This is a genomic window from Micromonospora sp. NBS 11-29 (assembly GCF_002140155.1).
Classification (GTDB): Bacteria; Actinomycetota; Actinomycetes; order Mycobacteriales; family Micromonosporaceae; genus Micromonospora.
Map to the genome: position 1 here is coordinate 162 of NZ_NAPR01000008.1, position 19,413 is coordinate 19,574.

Here is a 19,413-nt window from a genome sequence, read left to right on the forward strand (position 1 = left end):
ATCGCCCGCTTCGCAACCGCCACGCCGGGCAGGCCCTAGTCCAGCGGGCGGAATGTGGCACGCGTGCGGTCGACAATCAGACGGCGGACCCAGCCCAGGAACCGGCCGTACAGCGCCACCGAGTCCGGCGGGTTCGGACACAGTCGCGTCAGGTCGGCACTGGCCTCATGCAGCAATTCGGCCATGTCGACGGCGAGCCACACCATCTCACCGGCGTAGTCGGCGGCCAACTCGGCCCGGGCCTCGGTGCACGGCCACAGGTGGGCGCATGCGGTGCAGATCCAGAGGGGCTTGAGCGGGGCATGACGCTGCACGTCGGGCCTCCTGGGGGTCTCATAGCTTCCTTCGTGGTCATGGCTGAGCGGCACCGGCCGCCATCGGAGCTGGCACGCGGCATGCATACGCGGCGGCTCGGCCGGGAGATGGCCGGTCACCAGCGCCCCCTGTTGACCAGGACACGCTGCCTGACCCGGCAGGGCAGCGGTGATCCGCATGCGCAGACCCGTCTGGCTCGGCGCACCGACCACGCCGGACGGTGCTTGCGCGCCAACTCCTCCGCCAGGGCCAGCACGTACTCCGTATAGCTGATGTGCCTGGTCATGCGCCCCTCCTCGGGTGAGAGGCATGGCGGCCGGGCCACTCACGGTCAACCGACCACCACACCCAGCCAACACCGTCCCACGCATCAGAGCAATCCGCAATATGCGGATTCGGGGATTGCGAAGAAGTTATGTGCGAGCGGAAATTGCGTTCTTCGCATGACAGGATGTCGACGTGCCTCCACGTCAGAGCCCCACCGTCAGGCGGCGACGCTTGGCGCTCACCTTGCGGCAACTCCGCGACAGAGCCGGCATCACCTCTGCCGAAGCCGCGCGTCGGGTCGACCACGACGCGAGCTGGCTCAGCCGTATCGAGACGGCGGAAGTTCGCCCGCACCCGAACGACGTGCGCGCCCTGCTAGCGCTCTACGGCGTCGAGGGCGATCAAGCCGAAGCGGTGATCGCGGTAGCCCGGCAGGCCAAGCAGCGCGGTTGGTGGCAGCGGTACAGCGATGTCCTGCCCGACTGGTTCGCGGCCTATGTGGGGATGGAGTCTGAGGCATCCATCATCCGCACCTACGAGTGCCAGATGGTGCCCGGTCTGTTGCAGACGGAGGAGTACGCACGGGCGGCCTTCGAAGGCGCTCCAGTGCCGATGCGCGACGGCGAGGTGGAGCGCCAGGTCGCCCTGCGACTGGAGCGCCAAGGCATCCTCACCGGTAACGAACCGTCGATCCTGCGGGCGGTCATCGACGAGGGCGCGGCGCGTCGCGTGGTCGGTGGTCCGCAGGTGCTACACCACCAGCTCCTGCGGCTCGTGGAGGAGTCGACCCGCAGCAACGTTCACATCCAGTTGTTGCCCTACTCGGCCGGCGTCGGCTTCGACGGCAGCTTTGCGATCCTCGACTTCCCGCCCATGCCCGACCCGTATCCGGACGCGGCCGAGGAGCGCATGGTGTACGTCGACACACTCACCGGCGCGCTGTATCTGGACCGGCCGGGCGAGGTGGCCGCCTATGCGGCGGCTCATGAACAACTCCAAGCCCTTGCGCTGGCGCCCAAGCAGACGCGAGATACGCTGCGTTCGATCGCAGCAGACCTGATCGCCTAGGAGGACGCCGGCATGGACCCCTCTCGCTTCACCTGGCGTAAGAGCACCCGGTCCGGCTCCAGCGGCAACTGCGTCGAGATCGCCACCCCGCCTGAGTCCGTAATGGTTCGCGACAACAAGGATCAACAGGGTCCGACGCTGCTCTTCACCGCCTACCGTTGGGCCAGCTTCGTCCAGGCGGTCAAATCCGGCACGTTCCAGGCCTGACCCGCGGCCGGGTGGTGAGACGACCACGCCTGTACGGGCCCGGCGAGTTGGCCGCCCTGTTCGGCGTATCGCGTCAGCGGGTCCTTCAGATCACCCGCCGCCCCGGGTTCCCCGAGCCACTCGCCCGGCTGATCGGCATGAACGTCTGGGACGCGGACGAGGTGGACGAATGGGCGCGACACCACCGCCCGCCCCGCCCCACCGACGGCGACGAGCAGGGCTGACCGCGACTGAGGCGCCGAACCACTCGTGGATCACGCGGGTCGGCTCAGCGGCGTACCGGCAACTCCAGCGCCCGGTCGCAGCGGGCCCGGTCCTCGGTCAGGTGGGAGGCGAACACGCAGGTCAGCGCGGGGCGGCGGTCCAGGGCGGCCCAGAACAGCGCCCGCGCGTCGGCGTCCAGGGACCGGCCGGGCTCGTCGAGCAGCACCACCGGCGGCTCGCCGAGCAGGGCGCGGGCGACGCTGATCCGGGCCCGCATCCCGGCCGAGCACCGGCTCGCCGGCACCCGGGCGTAGCCGGTGAGCCCGAACTCCTCCTCGATCCGGGCGACCTCGGCGACGGCCCGCCGCTCGGGTAGGCGCATCCGGGCCACCAGCATCAGGTTGTCGTGCCCGGAGAGGCCGCTGCAGAGCGTCTGCTCCGGGGCGAACGCCACGCCGACCAGGCGGCGGGCGGCGTGGGAGCCGGCCGGGTGACCGGCCACGGTGGCCCGGCCGCGGCTGAGCGCCAGGACGCCGGCAAGGCAGCGCAGCAGCGTGGTCTTGCCGGCGCCGTTGCCGCCGCTGAGCAGCAAGCGGGTGCCGGGCGCGACCTCCAAGTCGAGGCCCGAGAAGATCGGGCGCCGGCCGAAGGCGCGCCCGGCACCGTCCAGTCGCAACACGTCGGGGTCCGGACGGACCGCGTGGTCAGACCGAACCGAGGACGCCGGACTGGCCGTCGGCGTCGGTGACGCCGACGAAACCGCCCCGGGTCAGCTCGGCCAGCGTGCCGAGCCGGCGCAGCCGCGGCGGCTGGTAGTCCTCCGGCGCCTCGTCGGAAGGCGCCGTCACGGGAGAAGTATTCATCAAAGCTCCTTCGGGCGTTAAAACGGACAAACGGATAGTAACGGCCCGGTTGCACGTTGGGTCGCGAACGGTCAGAGCCGACGTGTTCACGACCATCCACTGTCACCGACACGCCCTTGACCTGGGAAAACGTGATATACCACAGATAGCTCCATTTCCATGGATACGAGTCCTTTTCGGATTCGTCCCCTCGGGGTGCCCGGTCGCTCGTCGGGCCCCGCGGCGGGCCCACGCCCGCCGCCATCTCGTCTCGCACACCGTGCCTGACCACCCCGAAAGGTAGGTTCGATGTCTTCCTCCTCCCGTCTCCGCGCACTGGTGGGATCGGCGTTCGCCGGACTGCTGGTCGCCTCGGCGCTGGTGGTGCCGAGCACCGCCTCGGCCCGCGCCCCCGCCCTGACGACCACCCGCGCCGCAGCGCCGCAGGCGCCGGCCCACCGGATGGCGCCGCTCGCCCCGGACGGCCAGCACGCCGCGCCGGCCACGCTCCGCCCGCCGTCGCGGCCCGCCACGCCGACGGCGGCCCGCAAGGGCACCAGGGCGGTGGTCACCTGGACCGCCCCGAAGGCCAACGGCAGCCCGATCACCGGCTACGTGGTCACGCCCTACCGCGACGGAAAGAAGGCCGCCGCGTCCTCGGTCGACGCGTCGAAGACCTGGGCTGCGGTGAAGCTGCCGTCGGCGAAGGGCACCTGGACGTTCACCGTGGCGGCCCGCAACGCCGCCGGGCTCGGGCCGGCGAGCAGGCGCTCCGCCCCGCCGAGGGCGCTCGCCCTGCCCAGCGCGCCGACCATCATCGCGGCCACCGCCGACGTCACCACCGCGGTGATCAGTTGGACCCCGCCGGCGTCCGACGGCGGCTCCCCGATCACCAACTACGTGGTGTTCCCGTACCTCGGCACGGTGAAGCAGCCGTCGCAGACGGTGCCGGCCACGCCGCTGACCGCCACCATCGGCGGCCTCACCGCCGGTCTCACCTACACCTTCACCATCGCGGCGTTGACCAGCCAGGGGCTCGGGCCGGAGTCCGCCAAGTCGCACCCGGTCATCCCGAACGAGTCGCCGTTCGTGTTCTGGAACGGCCGGGACGCCGAGGTCGGCGTGGCCTACAGCCAGAACACCGGCGTCTCCCGGGGCCACTCGCCGTGGACGTTCTCCATCACCTACGGCGCGCTGCCGCCGGGGCTGACGATCAACCCGAACACCGGCACCGTCGCCGGCATCCCCACCACGGCCGGCAACTTCGCCTTCGTGATCCGGGTGGTCGGCAGCACCGGCGAGATCGGCAGCCGGCTGATCACCATCTCGGTCACCCCGGCGCCCCGAATCGTCGTGCCCACCGTCCCGCTGGCCGAGGTCAACGCGCCGTACTCGGTCCGGCCGACGGTGGTCGGCGGCGTCGCCCCGTACGTCTGGGCGGTCACCGGCGGCACCATGCCGCCCGGGCTGAGCCTCAGCTCGACCACCGGTGAGATCAGCGGCCGGCCAACCACGGTCGGCACGTTCGGCGTCGACGTGCGGGTGACCGACGCGGCCGGGCTCAGCGACCTCGAACAGATCCGCATCGTGGTGCAACCCCAGACGATCATCACGTTGACCAACGGCAGCGGCGCGGTCAACTTCGACAGCCCGGTCACGCTGAACGCCAGCCTGGGGCCGGGCGAGGTCGAGGGGACGGTGACCATCTTCGACCGGCAGCCCAACGGCGTCACCGTCAACCTCGGCGTCCAGCCGGTCGCGTTCAGCCGGGCCACCTTCACGCTGAAGCTGCCCGCGTTCGGGCTGAACCAGATCTTCGTGCAGTACGACTCCACCAACACCAACGCCGAAGCCCTCTCCAACACCGTCGACGTGCAGGTCAACGGCGTGGCCGGGCAGTTGCTCATCGACCAGTTCCGGCAGTCCGGCGTGGCCAACACGCCGTCGCAGTTCGACCAGTACGTGGTGCTCTACAACAACACCTCGATCCCGATGCAGTTGCCCGGCATCAAGGTGGAGGCGCCCGGCGGCGTGGTCGTCACGATCCCGACCACCGCGACCACCATCGGCCCCCGGGTCGGCTACCTGATCGGCACCGCACGCTACAACGTCTCCTTCCCGACCATCCCGGCCGACCTGCTGGTGCCCACGCTCGGGCCGGTGCCGAACACCGGCGCCACCGGCCTGCGGCTGCGGGTGCCCGACAGCGCCGGCACCATCACCGACCAGGCCGGCAGCCTGCCGACCTGGTCCACCGGCACCCCGCTGCCGGCGTTCACCAGCCCACCCACGGTCCAGAACGCCTGGGTGCGGCTGCGCGTCCGCGGTCTTCCGCAGGACACCCGGGACAACGCGACCGACTTCCGGTTGGTGGCCACGTCCCTCGGCCCGGTCAACGGAGTCCCGTCGACACTCGGCTCGCCGTCGCCGCTGCGCCAGTTCGGGCCGTTCGAGCAGAGCGACATCATCCAGACCACGCTGGCCGACCCGACCAAGGCGTCCAACGCGGTCCCGAACCAGGAGGTGCTGCCCGAGACGCCCACCCAGCCCAAGCGGCTGATCATCCGGCGAGCGATCACCAACCGGGGCGTCACCCCGGCCACGCTGGTCCGGCTGCGCATCTCCACGCTCAGCCAGGTCAACGGCGCGCCCATCCCGGGCACGCCGACCCCGCCGAACCCGGCGGAGCTGCGGCTGGTCAACCCGGGCACCACGACCAGCACCATCACCATCAACGGCGGGACCACGGTCACGGTGCAGAACCTGTCCATGGACGCGCCGTCGACCGACCCGCCCGGCGGTGGGCTCTCCACCACGCTCACCGCGCCGCTGCCACTGGGCGGCCTGGCCCCCGGCCAGACCATCTACGTCTCCCTCGTCTTCGAGGTGGACAAGGGCGGCACGTTCTGGGCCGGTTGGGACGTCGAGACCATCGGCGGCGGCCCGGTCGTTCCGCCCGGCCTCGCCGAGACCGCGGCGGTCACGCCGGCCAAGGAGAAGGCGGCCAAGAAGGCCGCCGAGGTCGCAGCGAAGAGTCACAGGCTGACCAACGTGCGGGGCAGCATCCGCTGATCCGCCGAGGGTCCTGACCCGACGCCGGGTGGGAGTCCGCTCCCACCCGGCGTCGTCCGCGCGTCGCGAGCAGGAGACACCGACCGATGAAGACCGCCTACGGGCTGCACATCCGGGGCCTCGACGAGGTCGCCGAACTGGCCACCTCGGCACATCCGCCCGCCGGCAGCCGGCCGGTCACAGTCCGCCAACGCCACGCCCCGCCGCCACCGCCGGCGCCCCTGACCACCGAGCGCATGGTCCGGCGGCTCACCGACGGCCGCACCCTCGACCTGGACCGGGTCGGCGGCCACGCCACGTTCTACGGGCCGCCGCTCACCCCGGACGTGCTCGCCCACCCGTACCTCGCCCCGGTGGCCGTGGTGGTCAACCGCTGGGCCGGGCGGGAGACGTTCCACGCCGGGGCGTTCGTGCACGGCGGACGCGCCTGGGTGGTGCTCGGCGGGCGTACCGCCGGCAAGAGCACGCTGCTCGCCGCGCTCGCCGCCCGGGGCGTGCCGGTGCTCACCGACGACATCGTGGTCTGCCACGACGGCGACGTGCTCGCCGGCCCGCGCTGCGTCGACCTGCGCGAACCGGTGCCCGGCCTGACGCTGCCCACCCGGGAGGTGCGCGACGCCAGCCGGCTGCGGGTCGCCCTGCCCACCGTCGCGCCCCGGCTGCCGCTGGGCGGCTGGCTCTTCCTGCGCTGGGGCGACGGGCCGGCGCTGACCCCGGTCGCCCCGGCCGAGCTGCTGGCCCGCCTCGCCGGCCGACGCTCCCTGCCCGAACTGCCCTCCGACCCGGCCGCGCTGCTCGCCCTCGCCGGCCGGCCCGGTCACGACCTCACCCGGCCCCGGGACTGGGCGGCGCTCGACGCCACCCACCGGCTCCTCGACGCCGCGCTCACCCCGGTCGGGGCGCGGCCGTGACCGCCGGCCTCGCGCTGCGCTGCCTCGCCCTGGACGCCCTCGCGGTGTCCACCAGCGACCTGCTGCGCCGCCACGGCGTCGACAGCCTCCTGCTCAAGGGCGCCGGCCTGGCCCACCGGCTCGGCGTCGACCGGTTCTACGGCGACGTGGACCTGCTCGTCGCGCCGGCCACCGTCACCGCCGTCCAGGACGTCCTGCACGCCGCCGGCTACCGCCCGACACGGCCCCCCGACCTGTACGACGTCACGGCCGGCTGGCACGAACAGCCGTGGTCCGCGCCCGGCCCGGTGCCGCTGACCGTGGACCTGCACCGGGGCTTCGCCGGGGTCGGCGACCACGCGGCGCTGTGGCGGTCGATGCGCCGCACCGCGCGACCGCTCGACCTGGCCGGCGGGCGCGTCCTCGTGCCCGACGACGCCGGGACGGCGCTGCTGGCCGCGCTGCACGCCGCCCGCCCCGGTGGCATCGACAAACCCGCCCGGGACCTGGCCCGCGCGCTGGCGGTGCTGACCCCGTCCGACTGGGCGGCGGCCGGCCGGCTCGCCGTCGACTGCGACGCGGTGCGCGCGTTCACCGTCGGGCTGCGGGTGCTCCCGGCCGGCGCGGCGGTCGCCGACCGGCTCGGCCTGTCGGCTCCCGACCCGACGTCGGCGTGGCTCACCGCCCGCCTGGCCACCCCCACCGCGGTCGGGCTGGCCCGCACGGCGGAACTCTCCGGCCCCTGGCACCACCGCCTGCGGCTGCTCGCCCGGCTGGCGCTGCCGTCACCGGCGTACATGCGGACGCTGGACCCGGACGCGCGCGGCGGCCGGGGACGGCTGCTGCGCGCGTATGCCCGGCGGGCCGGCCGCCACGTCCGGTGGCTGCGCCCGGCGGTGCGGGAACTGCGGACCGCGCGGCGGCGTGATGGTTGACCCGGTACGCGCGCTGCGCGCCCTGGCCCGGGTGACCCGCCGGCACGGGCCGCTGGGCCTGGCGCTGGTGGCGTGGACGCTGCTGGCCTGCCGGCGGGTACGCCGCCAGCTCGCCCGGGGCGGCCTGGACGCGATACGCCTGCCCGCGCCCCCGCCCGGCGGCACCGACACGCTGGTCCGGCAGGCGCTACGCGGTGGCGGCGGCAACTGCCTGGAGAGCGCGCTGGTGCGCCAGCGGTGGTTCGCCCGGCGGCGGGTTACCCGCACCGTGGTGATCGGCGTCAGCGCGCCCGGCGCGGACTTCCACGCCCACGCCTGGCTCGACGGCGACCCGGACCCGCACCGGCACGGCCTGGCGGAGATCCTGCGCCGTCCCGTGCCGCCGGCCTGGCTGCGCTGACCCCGCCTCAGAGGTGTTCGAGCAGGCCGGCGGCCTCCAGGTCGGCCAGGAACGACCGGACGTCGGCCACCGCCCGGTCCCGCTCCACCTCGGCCTGCCCGGCCAGCACGTCGGCCAGGTCGGCGGCGGTGGCGCCGGCCACCAGGTGCGGCCAGAGCGTGGTGGCGGCGCGGTCCAGCGCGAAGTAGACGGACCGGCCGGTGTCCAGCAGCACGGTCTCGTCGCCGCTGGTCCGCCAGGCCACCCGGTCCTGGCGGACCCGGTACACGATGGACGTGTCGCTGTTCACCTCGGCGCCTCCAGATCGGGTCGTCCTCGCGTGGCCGGCAGGCCGGCCAGCCACACCTGCTGCACCAACGCCGCGGTCCGCGAGTCGAACGGCCACCTCGACCACTCCCGGCGCAGCGCCGCCGGGGCNCCCGGGTCTGCGCCCGCAGGAACACCTCGTCGAAGGTGGCCTTGCCGCGGCGTCCGATGATCGTCGATGGCAGGTCGGCATCGGCCACCGCCGCGAGCAGTTCCCGCCGCGACGGCGACCGCAGCCCGCCGTGGTGCGCGGCCAGCGCGGCGGCGAACCCGTCGTCCAGCAGCGGCGTCACGGCCAGCACGTCGTGGTCGGCGGCGATCAGGCCCAGGCTGGCCCGGGTCATGGTCAGGTCGCGTCGACGCCGGTGCCAGTCGACCCGGTCGGCCAACCGCAGCGGCTCGGCCCGCCGCTCGACCCGCAACGCCCGCCGCGCCAGCCGGGCCGCGTCCGGGCGCAGCCACCGGAACGGGTCCGGCTCGCGGTGCCGCAGGCGGGTCCGCAGCCGGCCGAACCGGGCGCGGAGCGAACCGGGCCGCCGCCGCCAGCCGGCCAGGACCTGGTCGCCGCCGACGCCGGTGAGCAACGCGCCGCCCCGGGCCAGCTCCACGATCGGCAGGTGCAGGTGCCGGTTCGGCGGGTGCACCTGGCCGTACCGGGTCAGCAGCCGACGGGCGACCGGGCCCACCAGGTCCAGGTCGTCCCCGGCGGAGAGAATCTGCCACCGCCGGGCCAGGCCCAGCTCGGCGATCACCCCGTCCTGCCACGGGGACTCCTGCGCCCGGGGCGCGTCAGTGAACCGCCAGGTGACCGGCACCGGGTCCGGCAGGCCCTCGCGCCGGGCCACCCGGGCGGCGATGGCCAGCACCAGCGAGGAGTCCACCCCGCCGGAGAAGCTGACCAGGCAGGGCGGGCGGCGCAGCGCCGGCAGCACCGCCCGTTCCAGGGCGACCAGCGGCGGCGGCACCGGGCCGTTTTGGGGGGCCGGCGCCGCAACGTCGGGGTCCAGGCCCAGCACGATCCCGTACGCCACGTCGCGGGCGGTCGGGCGGGCCACCGGGTCAGTCACGGGTGAGCACCCCCCTGCGTCGGGCGGTCCACAGCGCGCGGTCGACGATCCAGGCGGACAGCGGCAGCAGGACGGCGGCGGCGCCGGCGAGCGTCCACGCGGCCCGGCCCCAGCCGCCCCCGGTGAGCGCGGCCCGCAGCCCCTCCAGCGCGACCCGGGTGGGCAGCACCGCGCACACCGGGTGCAGGACGCCGGGCAGCGCCGAGGTCGGGAAGTAGGTGCCGGAGAGGAACGACAGCGCCACCACCAGCAGCCGGGACGCCGGTTCGCCGTGACCGACGGCCACCGTGAGGCCCATCAGCGCCAGGCCGAACGGCAACGCGCCCAGCGCCGCGAGCGCCAGCACGAGCGTCACCCCCGGCCAGTGCGCGTCGCCGACGTGCAGGCCGAAGAACCCGGCGAGCAGGGCCAGGTAGAGCGCGGCGCGCAGCACCGCGAACGCGAATGGGTACGCGACCAGCCCCAGCGCGACCGACCAGCCCGGCACCGGCTGCGCCGCCCACAGCTCCAACGTGCCGCCCCGCTGCTCGGCGGCCACCCGCGTGACCACCTGCACGGTCGCGGCCTGGAGCACCAGCAGGAAGACGATGCCCACCGCGACGAAGTCGAAGTAGCCGCCCGGGCCGGTGAAGCCGGCACCGGGGTGCGGCGTGAGCACCCGGGAGACGAACAGGAAGACCACCAGGTTGAGCAGCCCGAAGACCAGGTCGAGCAGGAACGGCAGGCGCAGCCCGCGACGCTCGGTCAGGTCCCGGCGCAGCAGGGCCGCCACCGCGCGCCCGCTGGCCCGCCACCGCGACGGTCCACCGCCGGCCCGACAGCCGTCCGGGGCGCGGGATACGGCCACCGCCTCGACGCTGCTCATGTGCACCTCCCCCCGGCGCAACCGGCCGACCCGGCGCGGGGTTACGGGGAAGGCGGCGTTCAGTTCTCGGCGCGGCCGGCCCGCCAGTAGCCCATGAACGCCACCGCCCGGCGGTCGAGCCCCCGCTCGGCGACCAGGTGCCGGCGCAGGCCCCGGATCACCGCCGCCTCGCCGGCCAACCAGGCGTAGAGCGCGGCGCCCTCGGGCCGCTCCGGCACCTCCCAGAGGACGTCCCGGTCGACGTTCACGTCGGCCGGCGGCGGGCCGGCGACCGGCGGGGCCGGCAGCAGCCGGGCGGCGAGGTCGACCACGGCCGGGGTGAGCCGGCTGCCGTGCGGGGCGCCGGCCCGGGGCAGCCAGGTCACCGTGACCCCGGCCGGGGCGCGCACCGGCGGCTCGTCGCCGGCCTGCGGCACCTCCACGAGTGCGTGACCGCGCGCGTCGGCGGGCAGCCGGTCCAGGATCGCGCCGATCGCCGGCGCGGCGGTCTCGTCGCCGGCCAGCAGCAGCGTCGCGCCGGCCGGCGGGGCGAACTCGACGCCCCCGTGCACGCCCGGGTAGCCGGCGTCCGGGCCGACCAGCGCGAGCCGGTCACCGAGGCGGGCCCGCCGCGCCCACCGGGTGGCCGGGCCGCCGTCGCCGTGCAGCGCCAGGTCCACGTCCACCTCGGACGCCGCCGGCCGGGCGGCCCGGACGGTGTAGGTGCGGATCGGGCTGCGCCGCTCCGCCGGCAGGTCCCGCCACCGCTGGTACCAGTCGGGGCCGGCGGGCAGCTCCGCCGCCGCGCCCTCGGTCACCGGCAGCGCCAGCTTGATCCGCTGGTCGTACCCGTTGTCGGCGAACCGGTCCAGGTCCGGGCCGGTGAACGTCACCCGCAGGAACGACGGGCCGATCCGGCGCAGCGCGCGGACCTCGACGTGGAACACGCGCCAGGGCGCGACGGCCAGGGTGCTGGTCATGGGTGACGTCCTCTCGTGGGTCAGCGGGCGGCGGCCGCGGTGCGGGAGCGCCACAGCAGCCAGACGAAGTAGGGGGTGCCGATCAGGGCGGTGACCAGGCCGGCGGGGATCTGGGCGGGGGCGATGACGCTGCGGCCGAGCGTGTCGGCGAGGCTGACCAGCGTCGCGCCGAGCAGCACCGCGACCGGCAGCACGCGGGTGTGCCGGCCGCCGACCAGCGCCCGCGCGGCGTGCGGCGCGACCAGGCCGACGAAGCCGATCACGCCGACCGCCGACACGGCCGCGGCGGTGAGCAGCGCGGCCAGGCCGAGCGCGACCAGCCGGGCGCGTTCCAGCCGGACGCCGAGCACCCGGGGCGTGTCGTCGTCGAGGGCGAGCAGGTCCAGTTCCCGGCGCACGGCGGCCACCACCGGCACGGCGATCAGCAGCGCCACCGCCACCGGCAGCACCTGCGGCGCGGTGCGCCCGTAGGTGGAACCGGAGAGCCAGGTCAGCGCCTTGCCGGTGTTCCACGGGTCGGCGGAGACCACGATGAACGTGATGATCGCGGCGCCGCCCTGCCAGACCGCGAAGCCGATCAGCACCAGCCGGTCGGAGTTCAGCCCGTGCCGCCGGGCCAGGCCGTAGACCAGCGCGAACGCGGCGACCGCGCCGAGCCCGGCGGCGCCGGAGAGCGCGAGCACGCCGGCCGTCGGGGCGAACGTCAGCAGCGACACCGCGCCGATGCCCGCGCCGCCGGTGATGCCGAGGATCCCCGGCTCCGCCAGGGGGTTGCGGCAGACCGCCTGCACGGTGGTGCCGGCCAGGGCGAGCGCCGCGCCGGCCAGCAGCGCCGCCGCGACGCGCGGCCAGCGCGCGTCCAGCACGAAGGTGTACGCCGGACCGGTGCGCCCCTGCACCCAGTTGACGACGTCGCCGAGCAGCACCCCGGTGTCCCCGGCGAGCATGCCGGCCACCAGCGCCGCGACGGCGGCCACCGCGCACGTCACCACGACGGCGGTGTGCACGGCGCGGGAGCGTACGGCGGCGTGACCGCCCGGCGCCTGCCGGGTGGGACCGGCGTCGCGGTGCCGGCGGGCCAGCCACACCAGCAGCACCGCGCCGAATGCCGTGGTGACCACGCCGGTGGGCACCTCCACGCCGGCCTGCCCGCCGAGCACGGCCCGCAGCAGCACGTCGGAGCCGAGCACCAGCACCACGCCGACCATGCCGGACAGCGGCAGCAGCACCCGGTGCCGGTGCACCTCGGGCACCCACCGGCGCAGCAGCCGGACGATCACCGGCGCGCCCAGCCCGACGAAGCCGATCGGCCCGGCGAGGGTGACCGCGGCGGCGGAGAGCAGCACCGCGAGCAGCACCACGCCGAGCCGGGTGCGGCGCACGTCCAGCCCGAGGACGGTGGCGGTGTCGTCGCCGAGGGCAAGCAGGTCCAGCCGGTGCCCGAGCGCCACGAGCAGCAGCGCGGCGAACCCGATCACCGGGGCGAGCTGGGTGACCGCGACCAGGTCGCCCTGCACGAGCGAGCCGTTGCCCCAGGCGAACAGCCCGATGGTGGCCTGTTCGAAGAGGAGCAGGAGCAGCATGGTGAGCGAGGCCAGCGCCATCGCGGTGGCCGAGCCGGCGAGGATCAGCCGGGTCGTCGCGGCCTGACCGCCGGCCGAGAGCAGCATGACCAGGCCGGCGGCGGCGAGCCCGCCGCAGAACGCCAGCCCACCGGCGGGCAGCGCCGGCAGCGCGATGCCGAACGCGGCGGTGGCGACGATCGCCAGGTGCGCCCCGGCGTTGACCGCGAGCGTGTCCGGCGAGGCGAGCGGGTTACGGGTGGTCGACTGCAACGCCGCGCCGGCGAAGCCGAGGGCCACGCCGACGGCCAGGCCGGTGAGCAGGCGCGGCAGCCGGGAGGCGACCAGCACCCGGGCGGTCTCGTCGTCGGCGCCGGTGAGCAGCCGCAGCAGGTCGGCCGCGCCCACCGAGGAGGTGCCCTGGGTGAGGTGCACGGCGGTGATCGCCAGCAGCAGCGCGGCGGCGAGGAGGAACGCGCCGGCGACCCGGCGGCGGGCGGGCGGTGGCCCGGCCGGGGCCGCACGGGTGGCCGGCGCCGGTCGGACGATCGTCTGGCTCAAGCCGTGTACACCGCGACGAACTGGTCGACGAACTGCTTCGCCGACAGCGGGCCGCCGAAGGTCCACATCCCGTTCGGCATCTTGTGCAGCGTGTTCTGCCGCACGAACGGCAGCGAACGCCAGATCGCGTTGCCGGCGAGGCCGTCGGCGAAGACGTCCTGGCCGTCCGAGGCGTTGTAGAAGAAGTGCAGCTCCTGGTCCTTGAGGACGGTCAGCCCCTCGACGTCGGTCTGGCCCAGGCCCCACATCGCGTCGGTCTCGCCGGTCCAGGCGTTGGTCAGGCCGAGTCGGATGCCGACCTGGGAAACGAGCGCGCCCTGGCCGAACATCCGGATCGAGACGGTGCTGCCCTCCTTCCAGCCGTCGGCGAAGGCGAACCGCTGCCCGGCCGCGCCGGCATCGGCGATCTTCTTCCGGCCGTCAGCGAGCGCGGCGTCGAAGTCGGCGAGCAGCTTCTCCGCCTGCGCGGTGCGCCCGGTGGCGGTGGCGATCATGGTGAGGTCGGCGCGCATCCGGCCGAGGTTGTCGGCCGCGTCGCTGCCCTTGGTGACCAGCACCGGGACGTACTTCTCCAGTTGGGTGACGATGGCCGCGCCGCGTTCGGCCTCCATCACCACCAGGTCGGGTTGGAGCGCCACGATGGAGTCGACGCTCGGCTCGCCCCGGGTGCCGACGTCCTTGACGGTCGGGTCGAGCGGGGCGGCGGTCACCCAGGTCGCGTACCCCTTGGGGTCGGCCACGCCGACCGGCATCACGCCGAGGCCGACCAGCATCTCGACCTCGCCCCACTCCAGCCCGACCACCTTGCGGGCCGGGCTGTTCAGGGTGACGGCCTTGCCTCGGCTGTCGGTGACGGTGACCGGGCCGCCGGTGTCGGCGGCGGACGGGGTGGCGGCGGGCGCCTCGGTGGTGCCGCAGCCAGCGACCAGCAGCGCGGTCGCGGCGGCGACCAGCAGGGACAGACGGGTACGCAACATGGGTTTCTCTTCTGTCGTCAGGACTGGGGTCGACGGACGGTGTGCCGGCCGACGGGACGGGTGGAGAGCAGGCCGGTGGCCGGGTCGGCGGTCACCTCGACGCGGATGCCGTACGCCTCGGTGAGCGCCGCCTCGGTGAGCACCTCGCGGGGCGTGCCGGTGCCGCGTACCCGCCCCTGGTGCAGCAGCACGACGTGGTCGGCGACGGCGGCGGCCTGGTTGAGGTCGTGCAGCACCACGCCGACGGCGACGCCGGCGGTGTCGGCGAGGTCGCGCACCAGGTCGAGGATCTCCACCTGGTAGCGCAGGTCGAGGAACGTGGTCGGCTCGTCCAGCAGCAGCACGGCGGTGTCCTGGGCCAGGCAGGTGGCCAGCCAGACCCGCTGGAGTTCGCCGCCGGACAGCTCGTCGACCGGCCGGGCGGCCATCGGCTCGACGCCGGTGACCCGCATGGCCCGCTCGATCGCCGCCGGTCCGTCCGGGTCGCCGGCCCGCCACCGTTGCCGGTACGGGTGCCGGCCGTAGCCGACCACGTCCCGCACGGTCACGCCGCTGGGGGTGGGACGGCTCTGGGCCAGCAGCGTGACCCGGCGGGCGAAGTCCCGGGCGGTGAGCGCGCGGGCCGGGGTGCCGTCGGCGAGCACGATCTCGCCGTGCTCCAGCGGGTGCAGCCGGGCCAGCCCGCGTAGCAGTGTCGACTTGCCGCTGCCGTTCGGGCCGACCAGCGCGGTCACCGCCGACGGTCGCAGCGTGATGCCGGCGTCGTGCACCACCGTGGTGCCGTGGTAACCCAACCGCAGCTCGCTGCCCCGCAGGCCGTCGGCCCGCACCGTTCCGCTCGTCACGAAGGTTAGGCTAACCTAACCGTCGGCTGGCCTGTCAAGCCGGCCCCACGGCCCCCACCTGCGCAGACACGTCGCGCATTGACAGCCGCCGTGGCGCGTGAGCAGACTGTCGCCACAACTCCATCCACGCGTGTGCGTGCGGGGGAAGTCCGGTCGAAGTCCGGCGCTGGCCCGCAACGGTAGGCCGTCCGAGGTGCAGACACCTCAGGCGGCGAGCCCGAATACCCGCCGTCCGCGCGACGTTTTCCCGCTCCCCACCCGTCGTGGCCCACGGGTCGGAGGCCGTCCGGCCCCGTCGAGGGCCGGCCGGGTTTCTGACGACCGCCGGGCCGGAAAGGCGCTTCCGATGGTCGTCCGCCTGAGCCGGCACCGCCTGCTCGCCCTCTTCTCCGGCGTTCTCGCCGCCCTCACCCTCACCCCGCTCACCCTCGCCGCCCCGGCCACCGCCGCCCCGCCCGGCGTGGTTGCGGCCGGCGTGGTCTCGTCCAGCCCGGTCACCCGGCCGGCGGCCGCCGCCGGGTGGCTCGCCCGGCAGCTCGTCGACGGCGAACGCTTCGAGGTCGTCTTCGACGGCGTCGCCTACCCCGACCAAGGGCTGACGCTCGACGCCGTGTTCGCGTTCGCCGCCGCCCGCGTCGCCGACGACTCCGGGGCCCGGGCGCTCGCCTGGGTCACCCGCCCCGACGTGCGCGACGGGTACCTCGGCGACGGCACGACCGAGGCGTACGCGGGCGCGACCGCCAAGCTCGCCCTCGCCGTGCTTGTACGCGGCGGCGACCCGACCGACGTCGGCGGCGTGGACCTGATCGCCCGGCTGCGCTCGCTCCAGTCCCCCGACGGCCGGTTCCGCGACCGGTCCGCGTACGGCGACTACAGCAACGCGTTCAGCCAGTCCTTCGCGCTGCTCGCGCTGGCGCGTACCGGGGCCGGCGCCCCACCGCCCGCCGCCGCCTGGCTGGCCGCGACCCGGTGCCCGGACGGCGGCTACCCGCTGCTGCCCGCGCAGCCGGTCTGCACCTCCGACGTGGACGCCACCGCGCTCGCCACCCAGGCGCTACGCGCCGCCGGCCGGCCCGTCGACGCGGCGGCCGGGCTGCGCTGGCTGCTCTCCGCGCAACGCGCCGACGGCGGCTTCGCCGACGTGGCCGGCACCCCGAACGCCAACAGCACCGGGCTGGCCGCCCAGGCGCTGCGCGCCGGTGGCCGACCGCTGGCCTGGGCGCGGGCCCGGACGTTCCTGGTCGGACTCCAGGTCGGCTGCGCCGGCACGCCGCAGCAGCGGGGCGCGGTCGACTACGACGGCGCCACGTTCGACCCGGCGACCGCCCCCCGCGCCACCGCCCAGGCCGTGCTCGGCCTCACCGGCGCCGGGTACGCCGACCTGTCCGCCACCGGCGCCGCCCCCGGCGCACCGACCCTCACCTGCCCGTGAACCCCGCCGTCGAGGAGAGACATATGCCGTCCCCCCGCTCCACCCTCCGGACCCGTCTCGCCGGCCTGCTGGCCGCCGTGCTCGCCGCCGTCGCCCTGACCGCCGTCGAACCCGCGCCACGGGCCGCGCACGCCGCCGCCTGCACCGGCACCACGGGCGTCACCGTCGTGGTCGACTTCGGCGCGCTCGGCGGCGGCGTGCAGGTCGCCTGCGCCCTGGGCGACCCGACCTCCGGCATCACCGCCCTCCAGGGGGCCGGGTTCACCGTGACCGGCACCAGCCGGTGGGGGCTGGCGTTCGTCTGCCGGATCAACGGCAAGCCCACGTCCGCGACCGAGCCGTGCGTCAACACGCCCCCGACCACCGCGTACTGGTCGTACTGGCACGCCACCAGCGGCGGCGCCTGGACCTACAGCTCCTCCGGCGCGAGCGCCTACAACCCGGCCCCCGGCACGGTCGAGGGCTGGGCGTTCGGCGCGGGCGCCGCGCCGAGCATCGCCGCACCCTGACCGCCCGGCACCGCCCCCGGCGTCCGCGCGGACGCCGGGGGCGGGCCTTCGCTTTCCGACCGTCCTGCGAAAGGCACCCGCATGGCCCTGTCCCGGCGTCTCGCCACCACCCTCGGCACGGTCACGGCGACCGCTCTGGTCGCGGTCTCCGCCCTGCCCGCCACCGTGGCCGCCGCACCCGCCGATGCCGCGCGCGACGCCGCGTCCTGGCTGGCCGGCGAGTTCACCGACGGGTCGCTGCCCGGCCCGTTCGGCGGTCAGGACTGGGGCCTGACCGTCGACGGCCTGATCGCACTCTCTGCGACCGGCGTCTCCGCGCCCGTCCGCCAGGCCGCGACCGCGCAGGTCGCGGCGCACGTCCGCGCCTACAACAGCTACGACGACTGGGGCATCGAGGGCTTCACCGACGGCGGGGCCACCGCCAAACTGCTCTACGCCGCGTCCGCCGCCGGCGCCGACCCCACCGCCTTCGGCGGGTACGACCTGCGGGCCGAGACGCTGTCGCTGCTCGCCGGCCCGGACGCCGGAACCCACCGGGGCCGGATCACCAGCCGCACCACCGCCGACAGCGGCCCGGACGCCAGCAACACGTTCGACCAGTCCTTCGCCGTGCTGGGCCTGGCCCGCAGCGGCGACCTGCCGCAGGACGCCGTGGACTTCCTCACCCGGCAGCAGTGCGCGGCCGGCGGTTTCCGGCTCTACCCGGACACCGCCGACGGGCCGTCGCCCTCCTGCGACGCGCAGCCCGACGCCACGCTCGACGTCGACTCGACCGCGATGGCGGTGCAGGCGTTGCTGGCCGCTGCCGCGCACGGCGTCGACGGGGCCGCCGACGCGGCCCGCAAGGGTGCCGACTGGTTGGTTGGCCGGCAGCGCGACGACGGGTCGTTCGGCGGCTCCGGCCCGACCACCGGCGCGAACTCCAACAGCACCGGCCTGGCCGGGCAGGCCCTCGCCGCCGCCGGCCGGGACGCCGAGGCGGACCGGGCCACCCGCGCGCTGACCGCGTTGCAGGTCACCGCCGCGAACGGCGGCAAGGCGGCCGGCGACGCGGGCGCCATCGCGTACGACGCGGACGGGCTGGCCGCCGCGACCGACTCGGGGATCACCGACACGGGCCGGGACCAGTGGCGTCGGGCCACCGCACAGGCCCTGCTCGGGCTCGCCGGGGTGCCACTGGACCGGATCGGCCTCGACCTGCCGCCCACGTCACCGGCCCCGACCACCACCGCCACCGCGTCGCCCACCGCCTCGCCCACCACCTCCCCCACGACCTCCCCCACGACCTCCCCCACCCCGAGCGCGCCGCCCACCGGCTCACCGGACCCGACCGCCACCGGCGAATCCCCCTCCCCCACCGGGTCGCCGACCGTGGCACCGGCCGCCACCACCGGCCCGGGCACGCCACCGGCCCCGCCGGCCCTGGGCGGGCTGCCGACCACCGGCGCGGCGATCACCGGGTACGTGCTGGTCGCGCTGCTGCTGATCGGCGGCGGCACGCTGTTGCTGGTGCTGGGCCGTCGACGGCGGTCGGCATGACCGTGCCGACCACCCGGGCGGCCGTCGCGGCCGGCGTGCGGACCGTCCGGGCCGCCGCGGCCGGCACGCCGGCCACGACCCACGCGCGGACCGGCGCGGCCGTCGCGGCGGTCACCGGCGGCGTGCGGGCCGTGCGGGCCGCGACGGTCGTGGCGCTGGTCGGGGCCGGGGTGCTGGGCGCGCCGGCCANTCCGGGGTCACCGTCGTGGTCGACTTCCACGAGTTGGGCGGCGGCACGGTGGTGCGCTGCGCCCGGGGCGACCAGGCCACCGGCCTCGCCGCGCTGAAGAACGCCGGTTTCGAGGTCACCGGCACGCTGCGCTGGGGCGAGGGCTTCGTGTGCCGGATCTCCGGCCGGCCGGCCGCCGCCGCGGAGAAATGCGTCGACACGCCGCCGGCCAGCGCGTACTGGTCGTACTGGCACGCCGCGAACGGCGGCGGCTGGACGTACAGCGACAGGGGTGTGCTCAACCGCAAGCCGCCGGCGGGCAGCTTCGAGGGGTGGTCGTTCTCCCAGGGCCGGGGCGCGAACGACGCCCCCCGGCCCGGCGTCACGCCGAAACGGCCGGCGCCCCCGCCGCCGGCCGCGCC

20 protein-coding genes, 2 pseudogenes and 1 riboswitch are annotated in these 19,413 nt (G+C 75.4%); of the genes and pseudogenes, 11 read left to right on the forward strand and 11 right to left on the reverse strand.

Annotated features, from left to right (window positions below):
• Window positions 1-35: 35 nt before the first annotated feature.
• Entirely contained in the window at window positions 36-314 is a 279-nt protein-coding gene (locus B1205_RS13070; RefSeq protein WP_089155885.1) for a hypothetical protein, read from the reverse strand.
• A gap of 116 nt (window positions 315-430) precedes the next feature.
• Complete coding sequence (locus B1205_RS29650) at window positions 431-601, reverse strand: hypothetical protein (protein ID WP_176308570.1); 171 nt, start codon at window positions 599-601, stop codon at window positions 431-433.
• Between the two features lie 212 nt (window positions 602-813).
• Between B1205_RS29650 and B1205_RS13080 the strand changes: the two genes are divergently transcribed.
• From B1205_RS13080 to B1205_RS13090, 3 genes are read left to right on the forward strand one after another with little or no spacing between them, the layout of a single operon-like run.
• Window positions 814-1,650: a helix-turn-helix domain-containing protein gene (locus B1205_RS13080; protein WP_254909904.1), complete on the forward strand. Its 837-nt coding sequence runs from the start codon at window positions 814-816 to the stop codon at window positions 1,648-1,650.
• 12 nt (window positions 1,651-1,662) lie between these two features.
• A complete protein-coding gene (locus tag B1205_RS13085) occupies window positions 1,663-1,857 on the forward strand; it encodes a DUF397 domain-containing protein (RefSeq protein ID WP_089155888.1) in 195 nt (64 codons plus the stop codon).
• Window positions 1,858-1,871: 14 nt separating this feature from the next.
• The gene (locus tag B1205_RS13090) at window positions 1,872-2,081 is read left to right on the forward strand and encodes a helix-turn-helix transcriptional regulator (RefSeq protein ID WP_089155922.1); all 210 of its coding nucleotides are present in this window, start codon (window positions 1,872-1,874) and stop codon (window positions 2,079-2,081) included.
• Between the two features lie 44 nt (window positions 2,082-2,125).
• Here B1205_RS13090 and B1205_RS13095 read toward each other — a convergent pair whose 3' ends face one another.
• A complete protein-coding gene (locus tag B1205_RS13095) occupies window positions 2,126-2,740 on the reverse strand; it encodes an ABC transporter ATP-binding protein (RefSeq protein ID WP_089155889.1) in 615 nt (204 codons plus the stop codon).
• 25 nt (window positions 2,741-2,765) lie between these two features.
• On the reverse strand, window positions 2,766-2,909 hold the full coding sequence (locus B1205_RS29655; protein WP_176308571.1) for a lasso RiPP family leader peptide-containing protein: 144 nt from the start codon (window positions 2,907-2,909) through the stop codon (window positions 2,766-2,768).
• A gap of 303 nt (window positions 2,910-3,212) precedes the next feature.
• On the opposite strand from B1205_RS29655, the gene B1205_RS13100 reads away from it, so the two are divergent.
• From B1205_RS13100 to B1205_RS13115, 4 genes are all read left to right on the forward strand, one after another.
• Complete coding sequence (locus B1205_RS13100) at window positions 3,213-5,975, forward strand: putative Ig domain-containing protein (protein WP_140158028.1); 2,763 nt, start codon at window positions 3,213-3,215, stop codon at window positions 5,973-5,975.
• Between the two features lie 86 nt (window positions 5,976-6,061).
• Entirely contained in the window at window positions 6,062-6,886 is an 825-nt protein-coding gene (locus B1205_RS13105; RefSeq protein ID WP_089155891.1) for a hypothetical protein, read from the forward strand.
• Window positions 6,883-7,800 (forward strand): nucleotidyltransferase family protein, encoded by a 918-nt coding sequence (locus B1205_RS29060; RefSeq protein ID WP_140158029.1) that lies wholly within the window; start codon window positions 6,883-6,885, stop codon window positions 7,798-7,800. Before B1205_RS13105 ends, B1205_RS29060 begins: the two co-directional genes overlap by 4 nt.
• Entirely contained in the window at window positions 7,793-8,200 is a 408-nt protein-coding gene (locus B1205_RS13115) for a lasso peptide biosynthesis protein (RefSeq protein ID WP_254909913.1), read from the forward strand. The genes B1205_RS29060 and B1205_RS13115 overlap by 8 nt, the downstream gene beginning before the upstream one ends.
• Window positions 8,201-8,207: 7 nt before the next feature.
• Here the strand turns inward: B1205_RS13115 and B1205_RS29660 are convergent, their stop codons facing one another.
• The 7 genes and pseudogenes from B1205_RS29660 to B1205_RS13150 all read right to left on the reverse strand — a co-directional run bounded on the left by B1205_RS29660 (window position 8,208) and on the right by B1205_RS13150 (window position 15,327).
• Window positions 8,208-8,489, reverse strand: a complete 282-nt coding sequence (locus B1205_RS29660) for a PqqD family protein (protein WP_176308572.1) — start codon at window positions 8,487-8,489, stop codon at window positions 8,208-8,210.
• A gap of 166 nt (window positions 8,490-8,655) precedes the next feature.
• Window positions 8,656-9,573: pseudogene (locus B1205_RS32905) on the reverse strand (asparagine synthase-related protein); the annotation flags it as partial.
• A complete protein-coding gene (locus B1205_RS13130; protein ID WP_089155894.1) occupies window positions 9,566-10,438 on the reverse strand; it encodes an ABC transporter permease in 873 nt (290 codons plus the stop codon). The gene B1205_RS13130 and the pseudogene B1205_RS32905, both read right to left, overlap by 8 nt.
• Window positions 10,439-10,497: 59 nt before the next feature.
• Window positions 10,498-11,397, reverse strand: a complete 900-nt coding sequence (locus B1205_RS13135; protein ID WP_089155923.1) for a siderophore-interacting protein — start codon at window positions 11,395-11,397, stop codon at window positions 10,498-10,500.
• Between the two features lie 20 nt (window positions 11,398-11,417).
• Entirely contained in the window at window positions 11,418-13,520 is a 2,103-nt protein-coding gene (locus tag B1205_RS13140; protein WP_254909905.1) for an iron ABC transporter permease, read from the reverse strand.
• Window positions 13,517-14,497, reverse strand: coding sequence for an ABC transporter substrate-binding protein (locus B1205_RS13145; RefSeq protein WP_089155895.1), 981 nt, complete (start codon window positions 14,495-14,497; stop codon window positions 13,517-13,519). Before B1205_RS13145 ends, B1205_RS13140 begins: the two co-directional genes overlap by 4 nt.
• Window positions 14,498-14,514: 17 nt before the next feature.
• Window positions 14,515-15,327, reverse strand: a complete 813-nt coding sequence (locus tag B1205_RS13150; protein WP_089155896.1) for an ABC transporter ATP-binding protein — start codon at window positions 15,325-15,327, stop codon at window positions 14,515-14,517.
• A gap of 104 nt (window positions 15,328-15,431) precedes the next feature.
• A riboswitch (cobalamin riboswitch) is annotated at window positions 15,432-15,589 on the forward strand.
• 99 nt (window positions 15,590-15,688) lie between these two features.
• Between B1205_RS13150 and B1205_RS13155 the strand changes: the two genes are divergently transcribed.
• From B1205_RS13155 to B1205_RS31370, 4 genes and pseudogenes are all read left to right on the forward strand, one after another.
• Window positions 15,689-16,774 (forward strand): prenyltransferase/squalene oxidase repeat-containing protein, encoded by a 1,086-nt coding sequence (locus B1205_RS13155; protein ID WP_089155897.1) that lies wholly within the window; start codon window positions 15,689-15,691, stop codon window positions 16,772-16,774.
• Window positions 16,775-16,797: 23 nt separating this feature from the next.
• On the forward strand, window positions 16,798-17,283 hold the full coding sequence (locus tag B1205_RS13160) for a hypothetical protein (RefSeq protein ID WP_089155898.1): 486 nt from the start codon (window positions 16,798-16,800) through the stop codon (window positions 17,281-17,283).
• An 81-nt stretch (window positions 17,284-17,364) separates the two neighbouring features.
• A complete protein-coding gene (locus B1205_RS13165) occupies window positions 17,365-18,822 on the forward strand; it encodes a prenyltransferase/squalene oxidase repeat-containing protein (protein ID WP_089155899.1) in 1,458 nt (485 codons plus the stop codon).
• Between the two features lie 205 nt (window positions 18,823-19,027).
• Window positions 19,028-19,413 (forward strand): annotated as a pseudogene (locus B1205_RS31370) (hypothetical protein); the annotation flags it as partial.

Bases quoted from the DNA above. Each gene is read 5' to 3' on its own strand.
- B1205_RS29650 (WP_176308570.1), bottom strand. From the start codon at position 601: ATGACCAGGCACATCAGCTATACGGAGTACGTGCTGGCCCTGGCGGAG.
- B1205_RS13085 (WP_089155888.1), top strand. From the start codon at position 1,663: ATGGACCCCTCTCGCTTCACCTGGCGTAAGAGCACCCGGTCCGGCTCC.
- B1205_RS13100 (WP_140158028.1), top strand. From the start codon at position 3,213: ATGTCTTCCTCCTCCCGTCTCCGCGCACTGGTGGGATCGGCGTTCGCC.
- B1205_RS13105 (WP_089155891.1), top strand. From the start codon at position 6,062: ATGAAGACCGCCTACGGGCTGCACATCCGGGGCCTCGACGAGGTCGCC.
- B1205_RS13115 (WP_254909913.1), top strand. From the start codon at position 7,793: ATGGTTGACCCGGTACGCGCGCTGCGCGCCCTGGCCCGGGTGACCCGC.
- B1205_RS13130 (WP_089155894.1), bottom strand. From the start codon at position 10,438: ATGAGCAGCGTCGAGGCGGTGGCCGTATCCCGCGCCCCGGACGGCTGT.
- B1205_RS13135 (WP_089155923.1), bottom strand. From the start codon at position 11,397: ATGACCAGCACCCTGGCCGTCGCGCCCTGGCGCGTGTTCCACGTCGAG.
- B1205_RS13145 (WP_089155895.1), bottom strand. From the start codon at position 14,497: ATGTTGCGTACCCGTCTGTCCCTGCTGGTCGCCGCCGCGACCGCGCTG.
- B1205_RS13155 (WP_089155897.1), top strand. From the start codon at position 15,689: ATGGTCGTCCGCCTGAGCCGGCACCGCCTGCTCGCCCTCTTCTCCGGC.
- B1205_RS13160 (WP_089155898.1), top strand. From the start codon at position 16,798: ATGCCGTCCCCCCGCTCCACCCTCCGGACCCGTCTCGCCGGCCTGCTG.
- B1205_RS13165 (WP_089155899.1), top strand. From the start codon at position 17,365: ATGGCCCTGTCCCGGCGTCTCGCCACCACCCTCGGCACGGTCACGGCG.